Source organism: Gracilibacillus sp. HCP3S3_G5_2, from assembly GCF_052063305.1.
In the GTDB taxonomy this organism is placed as follows: domain Bacteria; phylum Bacillota; class Bacilli; order Bacillales; family Amphibacillaceae; genus Gracilibacillus.
This window is the reverse complement of the sequence record NZ_JBQHXU010000014.1, coordinates 16,325-33,582: the sequence shown is the minus strand read 5'-3', so window position 1 is coordinate 33,582 and position 17,258 is coordinate 16,325. Positions and strand designations below refer to the sequence as shown.

The 17,258-nt window shown below is 35.7% G+C and carries 28 protein-coding genes; all 28 read left to right on the top strand.

Annotation, left to right across the window (positions count from 1 at the left end; genetic code table 11):
- Positions 1–31 precede the first annotated feature (31 nt).
- The 28 genes from ACTNEP_RS17725 (at position 32) to ACTNEP_RS17590 (ending at position 17,251) form a co-directional block, all read left to right on the top strand.
- A complete protein-coding gene (locus ACTNEP_RS17725; protein ID WP_441163307.1) occupies positions 32–499 on the top strand; it encodes a DUF669 domain-containing protein in 468 nt (155 codons plus the stop codon).
- 12 nt (positions 500–511) lie between these two features.
- Positions 512–2,230, top strand: a complete 1,719-nt coding sequence (locus ACTNEP_RS17720; RefSeq protein ID WP_441163306.1) for a DNA polymerase B — start codon at positions 512–514, stop codon at positions 2,228–2,230.
- Positions 2,230–2,364, top strand: a complete 135-nt coding sequence (locus ACTNEP_RS17715) for a hypothetical protein (protein WP_441163305.1) — start codon at positions 2,230–2,232, stop codon at positions 2,362–2,364. The genes ACTNEP_RS17720 and ACTNEP_RS17715 overlap by 1 nt, the downstream gene beginning before the upstream one ends.
- 11 nt (positions 2,365–2,375) lie before the next feature.
- Positions 2,376–2,543, top strand: coding sequence for a hypothetical protein (locus tag ACTNEP_RS17710; RefSeq protein WP_441163304.1), 168 nt, complete (start codon positions 2,376–2,378; stop codon positions 2,541–2,543).
- 5 nt (positions 2,544–2,548) lie between these two features.
- Positions 2,549–2,848 (top strand): hypothetical protein, encoded by a 300-nt coding sequence (locus tag ACTNEP_RS17705; RefSeq protein WP_441163303.1) that lies wholly within the window; start codon positions 2,549–2,551, stop codon positions 2,846–2,848.
- 9 nt (positions 2,849–2,857) lie between these two features.
- The gene (locus ACTNEP_RS17700; RefSeq protein ID WP_441163302.1) at positions 2,858–2,995 is read left to right on the top strand and encodes a hypothetical protein; all 138 of its coding nucleotides are present in this window, start codon (positions 2,858–2,860) and stop codon (positions 2,993–2,995) included.
- A gap of 36 nt (positions 2,996–3,031) precedes the next feature.
- On the top strand, positions 3,032–4,891 hold the full coding sequence (locus tag ACTNEP_RS17695) for a phage/plasmid primase, P4 family (protein ID WP_441163301.1): 1,860 nt from the start codon (positions 3,032–3,034) through the stop codon (positions 4,889–4,891).
- A 338-nt stretch (positions 4,892–5,229) separates the two neighbouring features.
- Entirely contained in the window at positions 5,230–5,415 is a 186-nt protein-coding gene (locus ACTNEP_RS17690; protein ID WP_441163300.1) for a hypothetical protein, read from the top strand.
- Between the two features lie 12 nt (positions 5,416–5,427).
- Positions 5,428–5,862: a transcriptional regulator gene (locus ACTNEP_RS17685; protein ID WP_441163299.1), complete on the top strand. Its 435-nt coding sequence runs from the start codon at positions 5,428–5,430 to the stop codon at positions 5,860–5,862.
- 242 nt (positions 5,863–6,104) lie between these two features.
- Positions 6,105–7,022: a DUF6731 family protein gene (locus ACTNEP_RS17680; protein WP_441163298.1), complete on the top strand. Its 918-nt coding sequence runs from the start codon at positions 6,105–6,107 to the stop codon at positions 7,020–7,022.
- A gap of 3 nt (positions 7,023–7,025) precedes the next feature.
- Positions 7,026–7,535: a hypothetical protein gene (locus ACTNEP_RS17675; protein ID WP_441163297.1), complete on the top strand. Its 510-nt coding sequence runs from the start codon at positions 7,026–7,028 to the stop codon at positions 7,533–7,535.
- A 74-nt stretch (positions 7,536–7,609) separates the two neighbouring features.
- Positions 7,610–8,095 (top strand): hypothetical protein, encoded by a 486-nt coding sequence (locus ACTNEP_RS17670; protein WP_441163296.1) that lies wholly within the window; start codon positions 7,610–7,612, stop codon positions 8,093–8,095.
- A gap of 11 nt (positions 8,096–8,106) precedes the next feature.
- Positions 8,107–8,406: a hypothetical protein gene (locus ACTNEP_RS17665; RefSeq protein WP_441163295.1), complete on the top strand. Its 300-nt coding sequence runs from the start codon at positions 8,107–8,109 to the stop codon at positions 8,404–8,406.
- Entirely contained in the window at positions 8,396–8,755 is a 360-nt protein-coding gene (locus ACTNEP_RS17660) for an HNH endonuclease (RefSeq protein WP_441163294.1), read from the top strand. Before ACTNEP_RS17665 ends, ACTNEP_RS17660 begins: the two co-directional genes overlap by 11 nt.
- Positions 8,756–8,883: 128 nt before the next feature.
- Complete coding sequence (locus ACTNEP_RS17655; RefSeq protein ID WP_441163293.1) at positions 8,884–9,201, top strand: phage terminase small subunit P27 family; 318 nt, start codon at positions 8,884–8,886, stop codon at positions 9,199–9,201.
- Positions 9,176–10,960, top strand: a complete 1,785-nt coding sequence (locus tag ACTNEP_RS17650) for a terminase large subunit (RefSeq protein ID WP_441163365.1) — start codon at positions 9,176–9,178, stop codon at positions 10,958–10,960. Before ACTNEP_RS17655 ends, ACTNEP_RS17650 begins: the two co-directional genes overlap by 26 nt.
- 29 nt (positions 10,961–10,989) lie before the next feature.
- Entirely contained in the window at positions 10,990–11,211 is a 222-nt protein-coding gene (locus ACTNEP_RS17645) for a hypothetical protein (protein ID WP_441163292.1), read from the top strand.
- Positions 11,212–11,253: 42 nt separating this feature from the next.
- Positions 11,254–12,468: a phage portal protein gene (locus ACTNEP_RS17640; RefSeq protein WP_441163291.1), complete on the top strand. Its 1,215-nt coding sequence runs from the start codon at positions 11,254–11,256 to the stop codon at positions 12,466–12,468.
- A 50-nt stretch (positions 12,469–12,518) separates the two neighbouring features.
- Positions 12,519–13,274, top strand: a complete 756-nt coding sequence (locus tag ACTNEP_RS17635; protein ID WP_441163290.1) for a head maturation protease, ClpP-related — start codon at positions 12,519–12,521, stop codon at positions 13,272–13,274.
- Position 13,275: 1 nt separating this feature from the next.
- A complete protein-coding gene (locus ACTNEP_RS17630; protein WP_441163289.1) occupies positions 13,276–14,463 on the top strand; it encodes a phage major capsid protein in 1,188 nt (395 codons plus the stop codon).
- Between the two features lie 13 nt (positions 14,464–14,476).
- The gene (locus ACTNEP_RS17625; protein ID WP_441163288.1) at positions 14,477–14,776 is read left to right on the top strand and encodes a fibronectin type III domain-containing protein; all 300 of its coding nucleotides are present in this window, start codon (positions 14,477–14,479) and stop codon (positions 14,774–14,776) included.
- A 13-nt stretch (positions 14,777–14,789) separates the two neighbouring features.
- A complete protein-coding gene (locus ACTNEP_RS17620; RefSeq protein WP_441163287.1) occupies positions 14,790–15,098 on the top strand; it encodes a head-tail connector protein in 309 nt (102 codons plus the stop codon).
- A complete protein-coding gene (locus ACTNEP_RS17615) occupies positions 15,095–15,424 on the top strand; it encodes a phage head closure protein (RefSeq protein WP_441163286.1) in 330 nt (109 codons plus the stop codon). The genes ACTNEP_RS17620 and ACTNEP_RS17615 overlap by 4 nt, the downstream gene beginning before the upstream one ends.
- Positions 15,425–15,793: an HK97-gp10 family putative phage morphogenesis protein gene (locus ACTNEP_RS17610; RefSeq protein ID WP_441163285.1), complete on the top strand. Its 369-nt coding sequence runs from the start codon at positions 15,425–15,427 to the stop codon at positions 15,791–15,793.
- Positions 15,790–16,113 carry a hypothetical protein gene (locus ACTNEP_RS17605; RefSeq protein ID WP_441163284.1) on the top strand — a complete coding sequence of 108 codons (324 nt, stop codon included), beginning with the start codon at positions 15,790–15,792 and terminating at the stop codon, positions 16,111–16,113. Before ACTNEP_RS17610 ends, ACTNEP_RS17605 begins: the two co-directional genes overlap by 4 nt.
- Positions 16,114–16,716 (top strand): major tail protein, encoded by a 603-nt coding sequence (locus tag ACTNEP_RS17600; protein WP_441163283.1) that lies wholly within the window; start codon positions 16,114–16,116, stop codon positions 16,714–16,716.
- Positions 16,716–17,042, top strand: coding sequence for a phage tail assembly chaperone G (gene gpG, locus ACTNEP_RS17595; protein ID WP_441163282.1), 327 nt, complete (start codon positions 16,716–16,718; stop codon positions 17,040–17,042). The genes ACTNEP_RS17600 and gpG overlap by 1 nt, the downstream gene beginning before the upstream one ends.
- Positions 17,042–17,251 carry a hypothetical protein gene (locus ACTNEP_RS17590; protein WP_441163281.1) on the top strand — a complete coding sequence of 70 codons (210 nt, stop codon included), beginning with the start codon at positions 17,042–17,044 and terminating at the stop codon, positions 17,249–17,251. The genes gpG and ACTNEP_RS17590 overlap by 1 nt, the downstream gene beginning before the upstream one ends.
- Positions 17,252–17,258: the final 7 nt, after the last annotated feature.

The following is a 17,258-nucleotide window of genomic DNA, read 5'->3' as shown; positions in this document are numbered from 1 at the left end:
ACTACTAACTATAAAAGGAGACTGATGAACGATGAATTTAAAAGATATGGCAGCAGAAATTTTAGGACAAGGGTTTGATCCAAAGAAAGATGCAGTAGGTGGAGATTTCGAGGAATTACCTGATGGTTTATATGATGTGATTCTTACGGATGTGAAATGGCAAGGTCCAAACGATAATGGTACGGAATGGTTATCATTTGAGTTCGAGGTTCTTAATGAAGGATACGAAAACCGAAAGTATTTTGGTAATATCTTTTTCTCCAATGAAAAAATGCTACAACTAAATCTTAAACGAGCAATGAAAACCGCAGCAATTCTAGACGTAGAACTTTCTATTGATGATTTCGATGACGAAGAGGCATTGGTAGAGAAGCTAAAAGAAGGTGTGGGTAACCAGTGTATGGTTCAACTGAAAACCAATAAAAAAGGCACCTTCCAAAACTGGGAAGCGAAAGAAGAAGGCGAATTTGAGGTTAGTGATGATCAAATGCCGTTTTAAGGATGATAGCCTATGTTTAGCTTTTACGATTGTGAAGTATATAAGCACGACTGGCTATATGTCTTCATAGATGACAATAACAACGTAACAAGGATACACAATGATGCAGGTGCTCTTCGTGAGCATCTCGCATCAATCAACTACCTGGTAGGCTATAACAATTATGCGTATGATGACAAAATTACTGCAGCTATTTTACGCGAAATCGATGCTTATGAAACATCTCAAAAGATCATCACTGGAAAGAAGTTTAGGTTATCGTTACAAAATCCTATCACACTTGATGTGATGCAGGAATTGAAAGGTTTGTCGTTAAAAGAAGCACAAGCCAACCTTGGTCAATCCATAATCGAGACTCCGATTGATTTTAATATCGATCGCCCATTAACTAATAAAGAAATCGAGCAAGTGTTTTTCTATTGTGAGAATGATGTGAAGGTTACTAAGCGATTGTTTCAGGAAAGGGAAAGTTATTTTGCAACAAAGTTTGAAATGGTAAAAGAGTTTGGTTTACCAGCTACATCGATTAAGAAAACGCAAGCTACTTTAGCCAGTGAAGTATTAAAAGCAAAGCCTGGTAGTGATAAAGATCGATTGGTTATTCAATATGATGAGAGGATTTCCAAGTTTGAATTACCGGAACCTGTCTTAAACTTTTACCATGATGTCGAAAAGGAATACAAGCAAGGTGTTGATTATCACCTATTAGAAAAAAGAAAACTGACTTATAACTTAGCTGGTCTGGAACACATATATGGTTTTGGCGGTTTACATGCTGCTAAAGAAAAGTACAGAGGAGAAGGAAACTATATGCAGATTGATATATCTAGCTATTATCCTTCTCTTATTATTAACAATCAGTTTTTGCAATACATGGATGAGTTCAAAAAGATCTATCATACTCGGCAACAATTAAAGTTATCCAATGATCCAAAGGAGAAAGTGTACAAAGTGATCTTAACTAGTACGTATGGAGCCATGAAAAGTAAGTGGAGTAAGCTATTTCATCCACAAATGGCTAATAGCATCGTCGTAAATGGTCAGCTAATCATGACACATCTCATTTGTTTGTTAGAAGGACATTGTGAACTAATTCAAACGAACACAGACGGAATTATCATTAAGTACGAAAAAGGGTTTGAAAAGAACATTATCAAGTTATTAGAGCTGTTTGAAAAGGTATATGAATTGTCTTTTGATGTGCATCTCATATCCAAAATAGCACAGCGTGATGTAAATAATTATGTGATCCAGTACAAAGATGGAAAGATCAAAGCAAAAGGTCGTTTTGCTAACTATCAAGGTGGAGATTTTGAACGTAACAGCTTGACTGTTATTGATAAGGCGTTGGTCAATTATTACATGAAAGGAATTAAACCAAATAAAACAGTGGTAGACCTATGGAAAGAAAAGAAATTAGCATACTTTCAACTGGTGGCGAAAGCAGGGAAATATGATGGTATGGCTCAGGAAGTGAAAGAGGATACATTACTGGCAGGAAACTATAGTAGTAGATTTGTAGATTTACAGAAAACTAATCGTATTTTTGCCTGTAAAAATCAATATGCTGGTGCGGTCTATAAAACTAAAAACGGGAAAGAAACCAAGTACAGTAAAGTACCTTACACCAGTGAAAATTGTATCGTTTGGAATGACGATATAAAGAAACTGGACAAGCGTCAGTTAGACCTCAATTGGTATATCAAACAGATTGAGGGGTGGCTCTTCTAATGAGTAGACGAAAATACAAGGCAGGATTTTATTTGCTATATCGAATAGAAGGCCGTGACAAAGTGTGGTTATATGAATACCTGCAAAATCATGAAGTGAAAGCAAGGATAAAAGATGGATGGCAGATACAGTGAGGTGATCACCTATGAAACTAGGAAAAAACTATTACATGTATTTGAAAAGAGCAAGAAAGAATGGGATCCCAACTGCTGAATTTTATGCAAGAGTGAAATACCGAGGGTGGAAGATGGAGGATGCTGCAAAACTTCCACCTGGTAGCAGAAAGCCTAAATATGATGAAGAAGGGAAATAGGATAAATGAGCAAATCTATTAATCAACTATGCCAGGAAGCTTATGAAACTGCTAAAAGCAAAGGCTGGCATGATAAAGAAAGAGAAACTGGCACATTATTAGCATTAGTCCACAGTGAAGTATCCGAAGCACTGGAAGCGGATCGGAAAGGTAATCAGGAAGAATTTGAAATAGAGTTGGCAGATGTATGTATCAGAATTTTTGATTTATGTGGTTCAAGAGGGATTGATCTTGAAGGATGGGTTAACGCAAAAATGAAATACAATAAAGACAGATCATATAAGCATGGAAATAAGGCATATTGAGGTGTACCCATGTACAACAAACACAACTTCAACATGCAATGGAAAATAGACAAGAATCGTAAAGATAAACGGACTGGTGTAATTGGCAAGCCAGTGAAGCCAAGTAGGTATTATGTTTATTTATGTAATAAATACACCAATCAGTAACAAGTATACTCACCAAAGATTGGAGGTGAACCTCTTTTGCTTAAATATATTGAGTTAGAAGGCAAGGTACCAAAACATGATTTTAATACTTTTAGTACAGATCATAAAAATTATAAAGATGCAGCTATCTTATTAGATAACAGAACCGTTGTAGTGGATTTTGACGATCCGGAATCTGTTAAGGTCGGCAATTTAATTTACAACCAACACCCAACCCTAAAAGTATACACGAACCGTGGTTTTCACCTCTACTATCGAAAACCAAAGCATGTGTATTTAAAAAACTGGGTGAAGAAGTTAACTAATGCAGGTATCCAGGTGGATTATAAACATACTAGGAAACAGCCGATTATCGTTAAGCAAGACGGTAAAATGCGTAAGATGGAGAATGACCAACTACTCGGGCGGTTTGACCAACTGCCTGAGTTACCTTTTCTTTTGTTTCCTTCCAAGTTATCGGAAGTATTAGTTAGATTAAAAGACGGTCAAGGTCGAAACAGTAATTTGTATACACACTTACTTACCATGCGTGAAATGTATCCAGAGTATAGTAAGAACAACATTGAACAAGCGACTCAATTTATTAACGACCACGTATTTGCTGAACCTTTACATGATCGAGAATTGAAAGCAGTCTTAGAAAGCGCCAAATCCAAAACCGTAACAGAAAACGAAAACAAGTTTTTAAATAAGAAAGATATGATCATGACCAGTGAAGTATTGGTCGATAAATTAGATATTCATTATTTTCGTGGCAAGATCTTTTTCAAGCAGGACCAACATTACTTATCGGATGAAAATTTATTGTTGCGAGCTATTGATCAACAAATCAAGTTAAAACCAAGTCAGCATAAAGAACTAAAAGAACTATTCAAGATCAAAGCACACTTACAAGAAGATGACGATCTCCCTGTGCAATTTAACAACGGTTACTGTCTGTATGATAATGAGGTAGTAGAAATAGATCCAGGCTTCACCCCATTTTATATGGATGTTGCCTATGATGAAAATGCGTATGACGAGCATGTAGACAAGTTTCTAGATTGGTTCACCTGTAACAGATCTGATTTACGCAAATTTGTAGAAGAAGTGTTTGGTCATATCATCATGACAAAGGGATTCCCTCATCGCTCTTTTTTCTTTTGGGGCGAGAGTGGGGATAACGGAAAGTCAACATTAATAAAAATGATACAATCTTTCGCTGATGGCTTACATACCAATGTGCCATTAGATAAATTCGATGATGACACAACGGTTTATAGTTTGCTAGGTAAATTGTTAAATGTGGCCGATGATATTAATGCCAGTTACTTGGATAAGTCTAGTAATTACAAAACCATCGTATCTGGAGATCCGGTGATGATCCGGCCTATTTATTCTCCAGCTACTACGTTAAATAATAAAGCAACTCTTGTATTTACATGTAATGAAATTCCTGTCTTTAAAGATAAATCCGGCGGTATTAAGAAACGGATGCGAGTCATCCCATGCGATGCGAGAGTAGTAGAAAGAGATATGGACATTGATGCGAAATTATCAACGGATAATGCGAAAAGTTACCTTCTTAAATTGGCAATTGAAGGTATGCAGCGTATTATTGATCAAGGTGATTTGACAGAATGTAAGGCGGTATCTGATATCACGAAAGAATATTTTGTGCAGTCGGATAGTGTTTTAGGTTTTCTAGAAAATTATAGTGTTAATGGAAAAGAAACAAAGAATGCCTATATGCAGTATACACTGTATTGTGAAGAATCTGGTCTAAAAGCTGTTGGTTCGACAGAGTTTGGTAGAAGGTTGGCAAAAGAGGGGTATGACTGGAAACAAGTACGTAAAAACGGAAAAAGAGTAAGGGTATTTTATAATTCATTGTCACAAGATGTGTCACAAAAATAGAGCAATCATCTTGTGACACCCTTTAAGACTTAGAGCATCAAGGGATTGTTAGTATTTTTGTCCTTGGAACCGTCACAAGATCAAAAATACATCTTGTGACACCTCCAATCCCTTATTATATATACATTTATACTATATTTTTTTCTTTTGTCACAAGATAAATTAATAATATTTATATAAAAATAAAGAAGAAGTAAAAGAGAAGGAGTTAAAAAATAAAAAAGAATGTCACACCTATCTTGTGACAATTGAATAAAACCATACGGTCGTAAGGGGCGAACGTGATTTTAATCTTGTGACAGTATCTTGTGACACTAATCAATACGAGGTGATTCAAAGTGAATTGTGAGGAAGAACGAAAAAGATTAATTGAAGAAGATCAAGAGTTTACTAGCTTTCCTCCTCCGGATTATTCAAAAATGACAAATGAACAAATTAGATTCAGAACTAAATTAATGAAAGAGGCATTTAAAAAGGCTTTTGATGAATCAGATCAAGACGACGAAGAAGATGAGTATCTTTAAAGGGGCGGTAACATGACAATCATTGAATTACAAAAATCCACTTTTAAAAAAATCGAAGCAGAATGGTTTAATTATCATCATACATTGAGAGAAATTGCTACATTGAGAGAAGCAATTGAAAATCCATTTGATGAAGATCCAGAAGAAGTTAATATAGTTAAAGGAGCTAATTCTGTTCGAGAGCCAGGAGATCCGACAGGTCGAATTGCTACAAGGCTATCAACTAATAAACAATTAAAATACCTAACTGAAATTACAGACGTGATTAAACAGGTTTATGATGCACTGCCAGATGATTATCGAAAGATGGTGGAGTTGAGATATTGGTCCAAACAAAAAATCACATGGGAATCTATTGCTAGTGAAGTAGGCGTGAGTGAGCGTCAAGCACGTCGTTGGAGAAATGAAATCGTGAAAATAACGGCTGATCAATTAGGTTGGCGTTAAAATGTCCGAAAGATGTCCGTTTTGAGACTAAAAATCATGTTATTATGATAGTGTGAAAAAAATTATGAATAGAGTAAAAAGCATTTGTCCGAATTGGATGAGTGCTTTTTTTATAAATTTTTATCGGTTATATTGGAGTAGGTATTTTGTCATTTTTATTGTGGACCAGCAGGAATTTTTACCCCTTTTGTCGAAATAAATAACTAGTAAAATATATTATTGTTTCAGTGGAGGGGATAATTATGGCAAAAATAAAAAAAGTAGGCTTTAATTTTTTTCGACCTATAATTGGAGATGAAGATGAGTTGTTCAATTTCAGAGAAATATTTGAAGTTATTAGAAGAGATTATTTAGATGCGAAGAGTGAATTAGATAACGGAGATGACCCAGGTGATTACAAGTTAATCTATCAGTATAATGGAGAACCAGCTAGGTTGTCAGAAATAAGTATTGATCAAGATACACAATATTATCATCTAGTATTTGAAAGGTTAGATTATCAAGTGCCGGCACGAACCACGTTACATGGAGAGTCAAGGCCTTTGGAATTACAAGATGATGAATATATTGGTGTCGATGTAAGTGTTCTGTATGATCCATTTGATCATATATTTATGTTACAAAGGAATAGAAGTTCTTTGGGTCCATCTGGTATAGAGAAATTCTTAAAAACCATTATTCATAATTACACGACATTAGACGAATTTAATTTTGAGCTTGCTATTGTATCAGATTCTAGTGCTAGGAGAAGAGCTTTTAGGCAATCAGCATATAGGAAAGTACATTTAAAAGTTGTTGGTGCTAAAGCAAATGGTATAGTTGAGAAGTTTACAACCAACAGAACAGAGGTGGATTCTGTTGAGATTGTTTTTAATTCTAAGCAAGCGAAACATGGAAAAATAGATGAGGACTTTGCTAAAAATTTATTAGAGGAATATGTGGAGAGTGAAGATGTAAAGAAGCTAACTATACGAGCTAGAGAACAAGAGGATGGAGAGGTAGAACCGATAGATTTAATTGATCATAAATTACAGACGTTTACACAATTTGATTTTAGAGAAAATAGAAGATTAAATCCTATAAGCGTCTTTGAAAGAATGGTATACAAGTTTGATCAGGAAGATGGGGGTTTTAAAAATAAAGTTTTAAGGATGGGATAATATATGAATTTCAGAATTTCGTATATTTTTATCATCAGTGCTTTAATTGTATCAATTATAATAGGTATGTTAACTTATTTTTTTACATCATTTTACAATTTTAAAGGGTTTGAAAAAGCTCTAGAAGGAGTTTTATTATTTTCGAGTATAAGTCTAGGGTTTTACGGTGCTTGTTTAAGTGTTATAGCCTCTATTTTTAATAGTAAGGTAGTAAAAGAGATAATGGGTGAAAAAGAGGATAAGATTGAATTTGTTGTTTTAGTTGTGACAACTCTAATTACAGGTTTCTTAACAGTAGTATTAACAATTATATACCAAGTACTCATAGAAAATGGTAGCGTAAAAGTTGAGGTACTGGGAGTAATCAACGGATTTTGGGCAGGTTTAGGAATTATGTTTGTAGCAATGAACATAATATTCGTATTAGTTTCCTTTATGATTTTCTTCAATAACGATAAAGAATCTGGTTCAAATAAAGTTTATAATCCAAAGATGAAAAATAGAGCTAAATAAATATAACTCGAGTATTTTAAAAGACATCTCAAATGAGGTGTCTTTTTATTATGCAGAAAAGGAGCGTGTAGATCATGGCAGACAATAAGTCGTGCGTAGATAATGAGTGTATTAGATGTGGTAAAACATATAAAAAATCGAGCGACAAGCCATCCTTTAGAAAGCTTTGTGATACTTGTAAGAGCGAAGAAAACAATAAACATTATGACGACCCTAAAAACATAAACGCAGGAACCATCACAATAGATATTGATTGCCAAGATGCACTAAAAGGATTGAAAGCAATACAACGTGAAGCGAAGAAAGCTACTGCTGCCTTAAAAGAATTAGAAGGGCAACAGAGAGAAAATCAACTGTTAGTCATTGAATTAGATGATGAAGAAAGTGTTCCTAGAGTCTTTCATGAAGGGAAAGAGATAACAAATAAAGTACGAGTTCATTTTGACTGGAAAACTAGGACAGATCATCCTGGTAAGTTAGAAGTCAATGTTGATCATTATGAAATAAATGATAATGGTGAACCAAACTTAACTGGTATCGAGATAGAAAGGTTAACGTGAGGTGATCCATCATGAAACTCCAATGTGATAAATGTAATAACACATTCAAAGTCAATCAAATTAAAAATATCAAACAGGAACAAGTGAAGAATGATATCATCCGTCATTTTATTGAGTGTCCTAGGTGCAAAGAAAAGTATACTACCCATTATGAGAATGACGCTATTAGAAAAGTGACCGCTGAAATTAAAGCCCTGCAGAAAAAGGCACCCCTAAAAATTAAGCAGAGAAATAAACTTAACAAGTTAAGGGGTAAGGTGAGGTTCATGGCTGATACGCTGAAAATGGAAGTGGAAAAAGGTGAAGGTTAATCCGTTTGCTTGGACAAGTACTACCATCTTAACGAAAAAAATGAGGGATGCCTTTTATAAAAGTTATACCTGGCAACAAAAGAGAAGTACTATCCTAGAAAGGGATGAGTATCTTTGTCAGGTATGTCTAGACCGTGATGATCCTATTCCAGCTGATACGGTTCATCACATTGTACATCTTAAGGATGATCCTAGTCTAGCGCTGGTAGATGATAACCTTCAAAGTGTTTGCTTTGATTGTCATAACCAACTTCATCCAGAGAAAGGTTTTGGGCAAAAGAAAGAGAAAAAGAATTCAAATAAAATTAAAGTTTTTGAAGTGAATCAAAATCCAGAACAGACTTGGTAAGGTACCCCCCTACCATTAAAAGTACGAACGAACATTTGCCCAGAGCGACTCGCCCCTTCGCGTACACCACGGATAATTTTTCATGAAAGGGGGGTAACGTCAAAAATGATGAGAGGAGGATTTACAAAATGGCTGTTCCAACTGCGAAATTACTGAGGGAGTACTTAGGTGATAATTATCAAGAATCAGATGAAGAACTGATAAAATTATATGTTGAAACACATCAATTTTATAGAAAAATGAAATCAGAATTGAAGAAATCCGATTTGTTAATGGAGCATACCAATAAAGCTGGTGCCACAAATCTTGTGAAAAATCCTCTCGCTATCGAATTAACGAAAACCGTTCAAACACTTAATAACTTGTTGAAATCACTTGGTCTTACTCCTACACAACGAAAGAAAGTAGTGAATGGAGAAGATGACGACGACTTCGACAGATTCTAATATAAAAAAAGCAAAGCAAAGTTTTAGTTTTACTACATGGAAAAAAGACCAGGTAAAAAAGGGCAATATTCGTGAAAAACCATCCGACAAGTTATTAACAACCTGGTACGCTAAACAAGTTGTTAAAGGAAAGATTGTAGCAAGTAAAAATAACATTTTAGCAGCAAAAAGACACCTGAATGATTTAAAAAGACAAGGAACAGAGGAATTTCCTTGGATTTTTGTTGAGGAAGAAGGTCACCGCCCAATTCGGTTTATAGAAAAGTTTTGTAAACCATCTAAAGGTGACTTTGATAAATTAGTTGCTCAACCATGGCAGCACTTTGTTATTGGTTCATTATACGGTTGGATTCATAAAGACACAGGTATAAGGCGCTTTCGTGAGGGTCTTATTTTTATTGGTCGTAAAAATGGTAAATCGACATTGATTAGTGGCTTATCGCTCTATTCTTTTAGTAAAGATGGGGAAAATGGAGCGGATGTATTTTTATTGGCCAATACCAAACAACAAGCAAGCATTATCTTCGATGAAGCGAAAGCAATGGTAAAAAAATCACCGAAGCTGAGAAGACAGTTTAGACCAACTCGAGATGCGATTTATTATGATAAAACCATATCTAAAATTGAACCGAGGGCTTCTGACAGTGAAAAGTTAGATGGTTTAAACACTCATCTTGGTATATTTGATGAAATTCACGAATTTAAAGACTATAAATTAATTAATGTTATTAAAAAGTCGCGTGGATCTCGTAAGCAACCGTTAATTTTATATATTACAACAGCTGGCTATCAATTAGATGGTCCACTGGTTAAATATTACGGCGATGGTGCTCAAGTCTTAGAAGGTGCTATTCGAGATGAGCGTACTTTCTATTATCTAGCTGAGTTGGATGACGAAAAAGAATTTGAACAACCCGAAACGTGGATTAAAGCTAATCCCAACATGGGTGTGTCACTAGATTTAGATGTACTCATTGATGATTGGGATAAGGATAAGCGGAATCCAGAAGAAAGAGCAGATTTTATCACCAAGCAGTTTAATATTTTTGCTAACGGCAGTAAGGTTCCATTTATTGATTTCAAGACACTGCAGAAGAATAACAAACATCATGATATTAAAGCTCTTGAAGGTGCTATTGCTGTTGGAGGTTATGATTTATCTGATTCAGAAGACTTTACGAGTGCTTGTTTAGAATTTCCGTTAGAAACTGGTGAAATATTTGTATTGTCTCACTCCTGGCTTCCCCTCAAAAAGGTTATTGATGATAATGAGAAAATACCTTATCGAGAGTGGGAAAAACAAGGTTATCTTACTATCGTTGATGAAGATTACATCAATAAGGACCTAGTTGAGGAATGGTTTGAGGACCAAACGAAAAAATACAATATTGACTTAATAACCTATGATCCTGCCAAAGCATTTAGATTAAATAAATCGTTGGAAGACAAAGGATATGTAACAGAAAAAGTGAGACAAGGTTTCGTTACACTTGGTCCAGCGTTGGATGATTTAAAAGAAATGTTTTTAGATGGAAAGGTTATCTTCAACGAAAACCCACTATTACGTTGGTATATCAACAATGTAGAACTAGTCAAAGATAGGAATAAAAATAGATTGCCTACAAAAGCAGGAAAGTATCGTAAAATTGATGGATTCGCAGCCTTACTAAATGCTCACACTAGAGTAATGGAAATGTTAGTTGTGCCTACTGGTGATGGAGATATTGGTGTTGTTAGTATGGCTGATTTGATGAAGTAGAGGAAAAGCGCGGTAGCGGAGGCGTAGAGATGGATAAAAAGTATGGCGAATTAGAGTTTTTACCAGGAAGCACCATAGATCATGTTGTTAATGAATTATTAAGTTATCGAGAAAAAGGGAAGTTGGCTGCTGCTAAATTTAATGGAGTTACCTTGTACTCAGACACAGTAACATTAGACTTAGCATACCTAGAGATAACTGGTATGACTAAGGCAGAGTTTGACACGCAATACCGATCTTTGGATAAGTAATGTCACATTACGAACCTAAATTCCTTGAAAGGTGGTGAAACATTGAAAATATTTCAACGAGTAAAAAACGCTGCCTTTGGTGCCTATATGGCATGGAAAGGGGTAACCTATGATTTTTCTTCCTGGGCAGGTAGGACATTTTGGGGTATTGATAATTCCACCTTAGCAACCAATGAAACAATTTTCAGTGCCGTAACGAGACTATCCAATAGTATGGCCACATTGCCATTAAAGCTGTATCAAAACTATGAAATAAAGCAAAACAGTGCCTCTGATGTGCTAATTAACAACCCAAATCCTAACATGACTGGTTTTGAATTCATCCGTAATTTAGAAACCGCTAGAGATGAAAAGGGAAATGGTTATGCTCTTATCGAGCGTGATATCAGGTTACAGCCGTCAAGATTAACTTTAATTAATCCTGATTATGTGGAACCAGTTACCGAAAATAACACAAAAGAATTATGGTACCAAGTATTAGGCGAAGATGGAAACCGATATTACGTTCACAATATGGAGATGTTGCATGTTAAACACATTGTTGGCTCCAGTAGCTTGAAAGGTATCAATCCTATTAAAGTTTTGCAGAATGCCAATGACTTTGATAAGGCAGTTCGAGAGTTCAGCTTGAAGGAAATGCAATCAGCGCCTAATTCTTTTATTTTGAAATATGCAGGAAACTTAGATGAAGATAAAAGACAACGAGTGATTGACGATTTCAAGCGATTTTATAAGGATAACGGTGGTATTTTATTTCAAGAGCAAGGTGTAGAGATTAAGGAATTGGAAAGAAAATACGTAGCTGCTGATACCTTTGCATCTGAACGAATTACACGTTCGAGGGTAGCGAATGTTTTTAATATGCCAGTCACTATGTTAAATGATACAGAAGGTCAAAGCTATTCCAGTAATGAACAGTTAATGCGAATGTTTGTGGATCTCACATTAATGCCAATCGTTAGGCAGTATGAACAAGAATTTAATAGAAAGTTACTTACCCCAGACGAAAGAACGTCTGGTTTTTATTTTAAATTTAATACGAAAGCATTATTGAGAGCAGACACACAAACACAAGCGGATTATTATACAAAGGCAATCCGGAGTGGTTGGATGAAACAAGATGAAGTTAGGCAATATGAGGACTTACCACCAGAAGGTGGGAATGCTTCTAAGCTCTGGGTAAGTGGTGATCTTTATCCGATTGATTTAGACCCGTCAGAAAGAAAATCATCACAAAACAATAAAAATGAGGAATAACACGTCAATGGCGTGTTTTTATTATGCTTTGAAAGGTGGTGAGAACAAAATTGGGAGCAAAAAAGAAAAAATTCTGGGAAATGAAGATGTCTGCTGATGGATCAGGAGATATTTTTATTTATGGTGACATTGTTAGGTTTACATGGGATGAATTCCCTGAAGATCATAACGCCACTAGCTTTAAAGAAGATCTAGATGCTTTAGGAGATGTATCTACTATAAATCTATATATCAACTCTCCTGGAGGCTCTGTTTTTGAAGGTATAGCAATTCACAACATGTTAAAACGTCATCCAGCGACAGTGAATGTGTACGTAGATGCTTTAGCAGCATCCATTGCTAGCGTGATCGCAATGGCCGGTGACACTATTCACATGTATAAAAACTCTATGCTTATGATTCACAACCCTTGGACAGTTGCTATGGGTAATGCAGCAGAATTAAGAAAGCAAGCTGATGATTTAGATCGAATTGGAGAATCAGCTGTTCAGAGTTATCTTCAAAAGGCAGGTGAGAAGTTAAATGAAGACGACCTAAAGCAAATGTTAGATAACGAAACATGGTTATCTGCAGACGAAGCTCAACAATACGGTTTAGCCGATGTAGTTCTAGAAGAAAATCAGGCTGTTGCATCCGTAAGCGAAGATCTATTCAAGCAATATAAAAATGTGCCAAAAGTTCTTCAAAAGAAAATAGATAAGCAAGAGCCAGGTATCTCTGAAGAAGAGATGGCACAAAGAAGAAAAATCGCTGAACAATCTAAGCAAAATTCAGCATTAATAAACGATATTTTAGGAGGAATTTAACATGAAAAACAAAAAACAATTAAGATTAAACATTCAATTTTTTAGTGACAAAACACTTTTTGAGTTGAAGCAAAATATGGCTACTGTTGGACAACAACTAGCTAAAACGGAAAACGAGCTTGCTCAAGCAGCGATTGATACGACAAAAACAACAGAGGATATCCAAGTATTACAAAAATCACGTGATGATTTAAAAATGCGTTTTGATGTGATCAAGCAGCAACATGACAAGTTAGAAGAAGAACAACAACAAGCATTTCAAAGAAAGAAAAATGTTCTAGCTGAAGATCCAGAACAAAAGATTGTTGATGCAAAAGCAGAAATGATTAAAGCTGTAATGGCTAACAAACCTGTTGATAAAGAAGTATTTCAAGCGTTAGGTGATGACACTGATACTGGTGGAGGTAAATTCCTACCTAAAACAGTATCAAACGATATCATCACTGAGCCACTTGTGAAAAACCCATTACGTGGACTTTCTGCATTTACTCAGATTACAAACCTAGAAATTCCTAAAATTAGTTTCACTCTTGATGATGATGATTTTATTGCAGATAAAGAAACAGCCAAAGAATTAAAAGCGAAAGGCGATACAGTTTCGTTTGGTCGAAATAAATTTAAAGTATATGCAGGAGTTTCTGAAACGGTATTACTTGGAACAAATGCTAATATTGTTTCTACAGTGGAAAATGCTTTGCAATCTGGTGTGGCTGCTAAAGAGAAAAAAGTTGCATTTGCTACAACACCTAAGACTGGTGAAGAGCACATGTCATTCTACTCTGAAGAAGTAGGAATCAAAGCAGTAAGCGGTACTGATTTGTTTGATGCTATCACGAATGCACTTGATGACTTACACGAAGATTATCGAGACAATGCAACAATCGTTATGCGAAAAACAGATTATACAAAAATCATTAAGGAGCTAGCTAACGATAGCACTACACTTTATGGTGCACAACCAGAGCAAGTTCTTGGTTATCCAGTTGTCTTTGTAGATGCAGCAGAAAAACCTATTGTCGGTGATTTCAAGTACTCTCATTACAATTACGATATTGCTACTACGCAATATGAACGCGATAAAGATGTTAAAACTGGTATCGAGCAATTTGTTGTAACAGCTTGGTTCGATCACCAAATCAAACTTGCATCTGCATTCCGTATTGCTGAGGTTGAAGTTCCTACTCCCTAATGCACCCTCAGGCTTGACTGCATCCAATATTACAGACACAAGCCTTACATTGACCTGGGATGCAGTAAGCTATAATGAGGGAATCGAAGAATATGAAATATATCGTAACGGTAACTCAATTGGAACTAGAAAAGGGACATCTTTAACTGATAGTGGATTAACTGCAGAGACAACGTATGAATATCAAGTTAAAGCTATTGGTAGTAATGGGGTGGAATCTCCTTTAAGTGATGCATTGTCTGTTACAACAGATTCAGAACCAGAACCGGATCCGGAACCAGAAGATCCACCTGAGGAACCGGATAACGAATAGGAGGTAATGTACTATGTCATTGCCAACTGTTGAAGAAGTAGCAAGATATCTTCGTATTGAGGATATTGTTGAGGAAGAACTGGAAGAAAAGGTTTTTCTCGAAGAACTCATAGAAGTTGCTGTTGAAGATCTAGAAGACTCTGGGATTAAAGATCAAACAACCAAAAGGTATGGAATGGCCATCAAGTTATTGGTGGCCAATCTTTACGAGGAACGTAGACCTCAAGTTGTCGGTACGATTACAACAAACTTGCAATACAGCTTAGAACGAATCATCTTGCAATTAAAAGCAAGAGAACTACCGGCAGGTGATGAAGAGTGAACGCAGGAGAGCAAAGACACCGACTAATCTTTAAAGAAATGGATGCTGTTGATGATGACGGCTATCCTATTCCTGATGGAAAAATATACACAAAAGCTTGGGGAAGTCTGAAAACATTGAAAGGTACAACACGTTTTCTTGCAGCACAATCTCAAATGGAGCACAACAGAGAGTTCACCATACGTTACCAAAAGAAGCTACTAGATGAAGTAAGACCTAAAAAATTAATTGTTTATTGGCGAAATCAAAAGCATGAAATTGAATCTATCGAGGATGTAGATGGATTAAGAAAAGAAATGCTTGTTGTATTGAAGGCGGTGACTTGATTGGAAGTAACGTTTCAAGGATTAGAGGAGTTAGCCACCCAAATGCAACAAATGGAACATAACGTAGAAAAAGACAAAGAAAAAGCATTAGAAGCAGGCGCTAAAGTTATGCAAGAAGGTGCTCAGTCATTAGTTCGTGTCCGTACTGGAAACTTAAAAGATCACATTGAAATCTCTGATGTGGAAAATGGAGAGATTGAAATTTATGTAGATAATCAAGGGCGAGCTTATTATGGTTACATGATTGAATTTGGTACTTCTAAAATGCAAGCTATTCCGTTTATGGGACCAGCTTTTATGCAAAAACAACTACAAATAGAACAAGCAATGGCTAACAGTTTACGTCAAAGTTTGGGGTTACTAGCATGAACAAATTGATAATAGACACGTTAGAACAAACAGGATTACCAGTTGCATATCAGGTGTACAACGGAAGCGAATCAGAATACATTCGCTTTTTTTATTTGCCACAAGTTGATTTTCAAGCAGATGATGGCGAATTATATAACACGATTTACATTCAAGTGGATATTTTCACACCTGGTAATCCAAAAAGTTATGCAAGCCAAGCAAAACAGTTGATGAGGGAAGTTGGATTTAAGAAAAATTTTGAGCATGAGTTATATGAAGAAGATACTAAGCTTTTTCATTATGTGCTGAGATTTTACAAAATAGAGGAGGAACAATAGATGGCAACTGTAGGTTTAAGGGATATTTACTATGCATTGATCGAAGAAGATGTTGAAGGAAGCACTACTTACAAAACACCAAAACGTATGGGTAAGGCTATGACTGCGAATGTGCAACCTACTTATAATAATGCAGAGCTGCGTGCTGACGATGGTGTCGCTGAAACAGCCGAAGCAAGAGGAGTAACAACATTATCTGTACAGACTGATGACTTATCCAAGGAAGTTCAAGCAGATATTTTTGGCAAAAAAATTAATTCTGATGGAGTGTTAATTGATAGTGAGGATGATAGACCGCCATATTTAGCTATCATGTTTCGATCTGAAAAAGCTAATGGCGCTTATCGGTATACAGTCTTGTATAAAGGGAAATTTACTCCACCTGCTTTGAACTATGAAACAAAACAAGAAACACCTGCATTTCAAACTCCTACAGCTGAAGGTCGTTTTTTAAGACGACAGTCTGATAATAAGATTGGCGCACAAGTGGATGAGGATGATAGTGACGTAGATCAGTCAATTATCGATAATTGGTTTAAAGAAGTCTATGAAGAAAGTGTTGATGAAGGTGGAGATGATATTCAAAGCGGGGGAGAATTTTAATGCAATTAACACTTTATATTAATGAAAAAGAAAAAATATACGATATTGGTTTTGTCTCAGGTCTACACTTTCGCAAGGTTAATGAATTTGATGAAACGATTGATTATTCAGATATCAGTATAGAAGAAATGGACAAACTTGTTGGGTTTGTTTGTGATGTTTACGGTAATCAATTTGACATTAATGAATTTTACGAAGGTATTCCGTCACATCAAGTTATTTCGACTATAACTGATGTATTTGTCCGAGTTCGAACTGGAAAAACACCGGAGGAACTAGAAAAAGAAAGCAAGGAAAATGAAGAGGGAAACGAAGAGGGGAAGTAATGACACCTGAAGAGGTGCGTGCTTCCGTAAGAGAAAAAGCAATAGAAACGAAAAACAATATCATAAAACCTTTGTATAGACAGCTTTTAAAAAATGGATGGACACTCAGTCAGATCGACGAGATGGACATCCATTTTTATTTGGATTTATTTAAAGAAGAAGTCTCCAAAGAAGAGAAAGTATACATCGATCAAATTAATTTAATCTAGGGAGGTG

Excerpts from the sequence above, each read along its gene's own strand:
- ACTNEP_RS17645 (WP_441163292.1), top strand. The coding sequence starts at position 10,990 with ATGGATAAAAAGTATGGCGAATTAGAGTTTTTACCAGGAAGCACCATA.
- ACTNEP_RS17620 (WP_441163287.1), top strand. The coding sequence starts at position 14,790 with ATGTCATTGCCAACTGTTGAAGAAGTAGCAAGATATCTTCGTATTGAG.
- ACTNEP_RS17685 (WP_441163299.1), top strand. The coding sequence starts at position 5,428 with ATGACAATCATTGAATTACAAAAATCCACTTTTAAAAAAATCGAAGCA.
- ACTNEP_RS17655 (WP_441163293.1), top strand. The coding sequence starts at position 8,884 with ATGGCTGTTCCAACTGCGAAATTACTGAGGGAGTACTTAGGTGATAAT.
- ACTNEP_RS17725 (WP_441163307.1), top strand. The coding sequence starts at position 32 with ATGAATTTAAAAGATATGGCAGCAGAAATTTTAGGACAAGGGTTTGAT.
- ACTNEP_RS17715 (WP_441163305.1), top strand. The coding sequence starts at position 2,230 with ATGAGTAGACGAAAATACAAGGCAGGATTTTATTTGCTATATCGAATA.
- ACTNEP_RS17710 (WP_441163304.1), top strand. The coding sequence starts at position 2,376 with ATGAAACTAGGAAAAAACTATTACATGTATTTGAAAAGAGCAAGAAAG.
- ACTNEP_RS17670 (WP_441163296.1), top strand. The coding sequence starts at position 7,610 with ATGGCAGACAATAAGTCGTGCGTAGATAATGAGTGTATTAGATGTGGT.
- ACTNEP_RS17600 (WP_441163283.1), top strand. The coding sequence starts at position 16,114 with ATGGCAACTGTAGGTTTAAGGGATATTTACTATGCATTGATCGAAGAA.
- ACTNEP_RS17665 (WP_441163295.1), top strand. The coding sequence starts at position 8,107 with ATGAAACTCCAATGTGATAAATGTAATAACACATTCAAAGTCAATCAA.
- ACTNEP_RS17630 (WP_441163289.1), top strand. The coding sequence starts at position 13,276 with ATGAAAAACAAAAAACAATTAAGATTAAACATTCAATTTTTTAGTGAC.
- ACTNEP_RS17680 (WP_441163298.1), top strand. The coding sequence starts at position 6,105 with ATGGCAAAAATAAAAAAAGTAGGCTTTAATTTTTTTCGACCTATAATT.
- ACTNEP_RS17705 (WP_441163303.1), top strand. The coding sequence starts at position 2,549 with ATGAGCAAATCTATTAATCAACTATGCCAGGAAGCTTATGAAACTGCT.
- ACTNEP_RS17605 (WP_441163284.1), top strand. The coding sequence starts at position 15,790 with ATGAACAAATTGATAATAGACACGTTAGAACAAACAGGATTACCAGTT.
- ACTNEP_RS17720 (WP_441163306.1), top strand. The coding sequence starts at position 512 with ATGTTTAGCTTTTACGATTGTGAAGTATATAAGCACGACTGGCTATAT.
- ACTNEP_RS17590 (WP_441163281.1), top strand. The coding sequence starts at position 17,042 with ATGACACCTGAAGAGGTGCGTGCTTCCGTAAGAGAAAAAGCAATAGAA.
- ACTNEP_RS17650 (WP_441163365.1), top strand. The coding sequence starts at position 9,176 with ATGACGACGACTTCGACAGATTCTAATATAAAAAAAGCAAAGCAAAGT.
- ACTNEP_RS17675 (WP_441163297.1), top strand. The coding sequence starts at position 7,026 with ATGAATTTCAGAATTTCGTATATTTTTATCATCAGTGCTTTAATTGTA.
- gpG (WP_441163282.1), top strand. The coding sequence starts at position 16,716 with ATGCAATTAACACTTTATATTAATGAAAAAGAAAAAATATACGATATT.
- ACTNEP_RS17700 (WP_441163302.1), top strand. The coding sequence starts at position 2,858 with ATGTACAACAAACACAACTTCAACATGCAATGGAAAATAGACAAGAAT.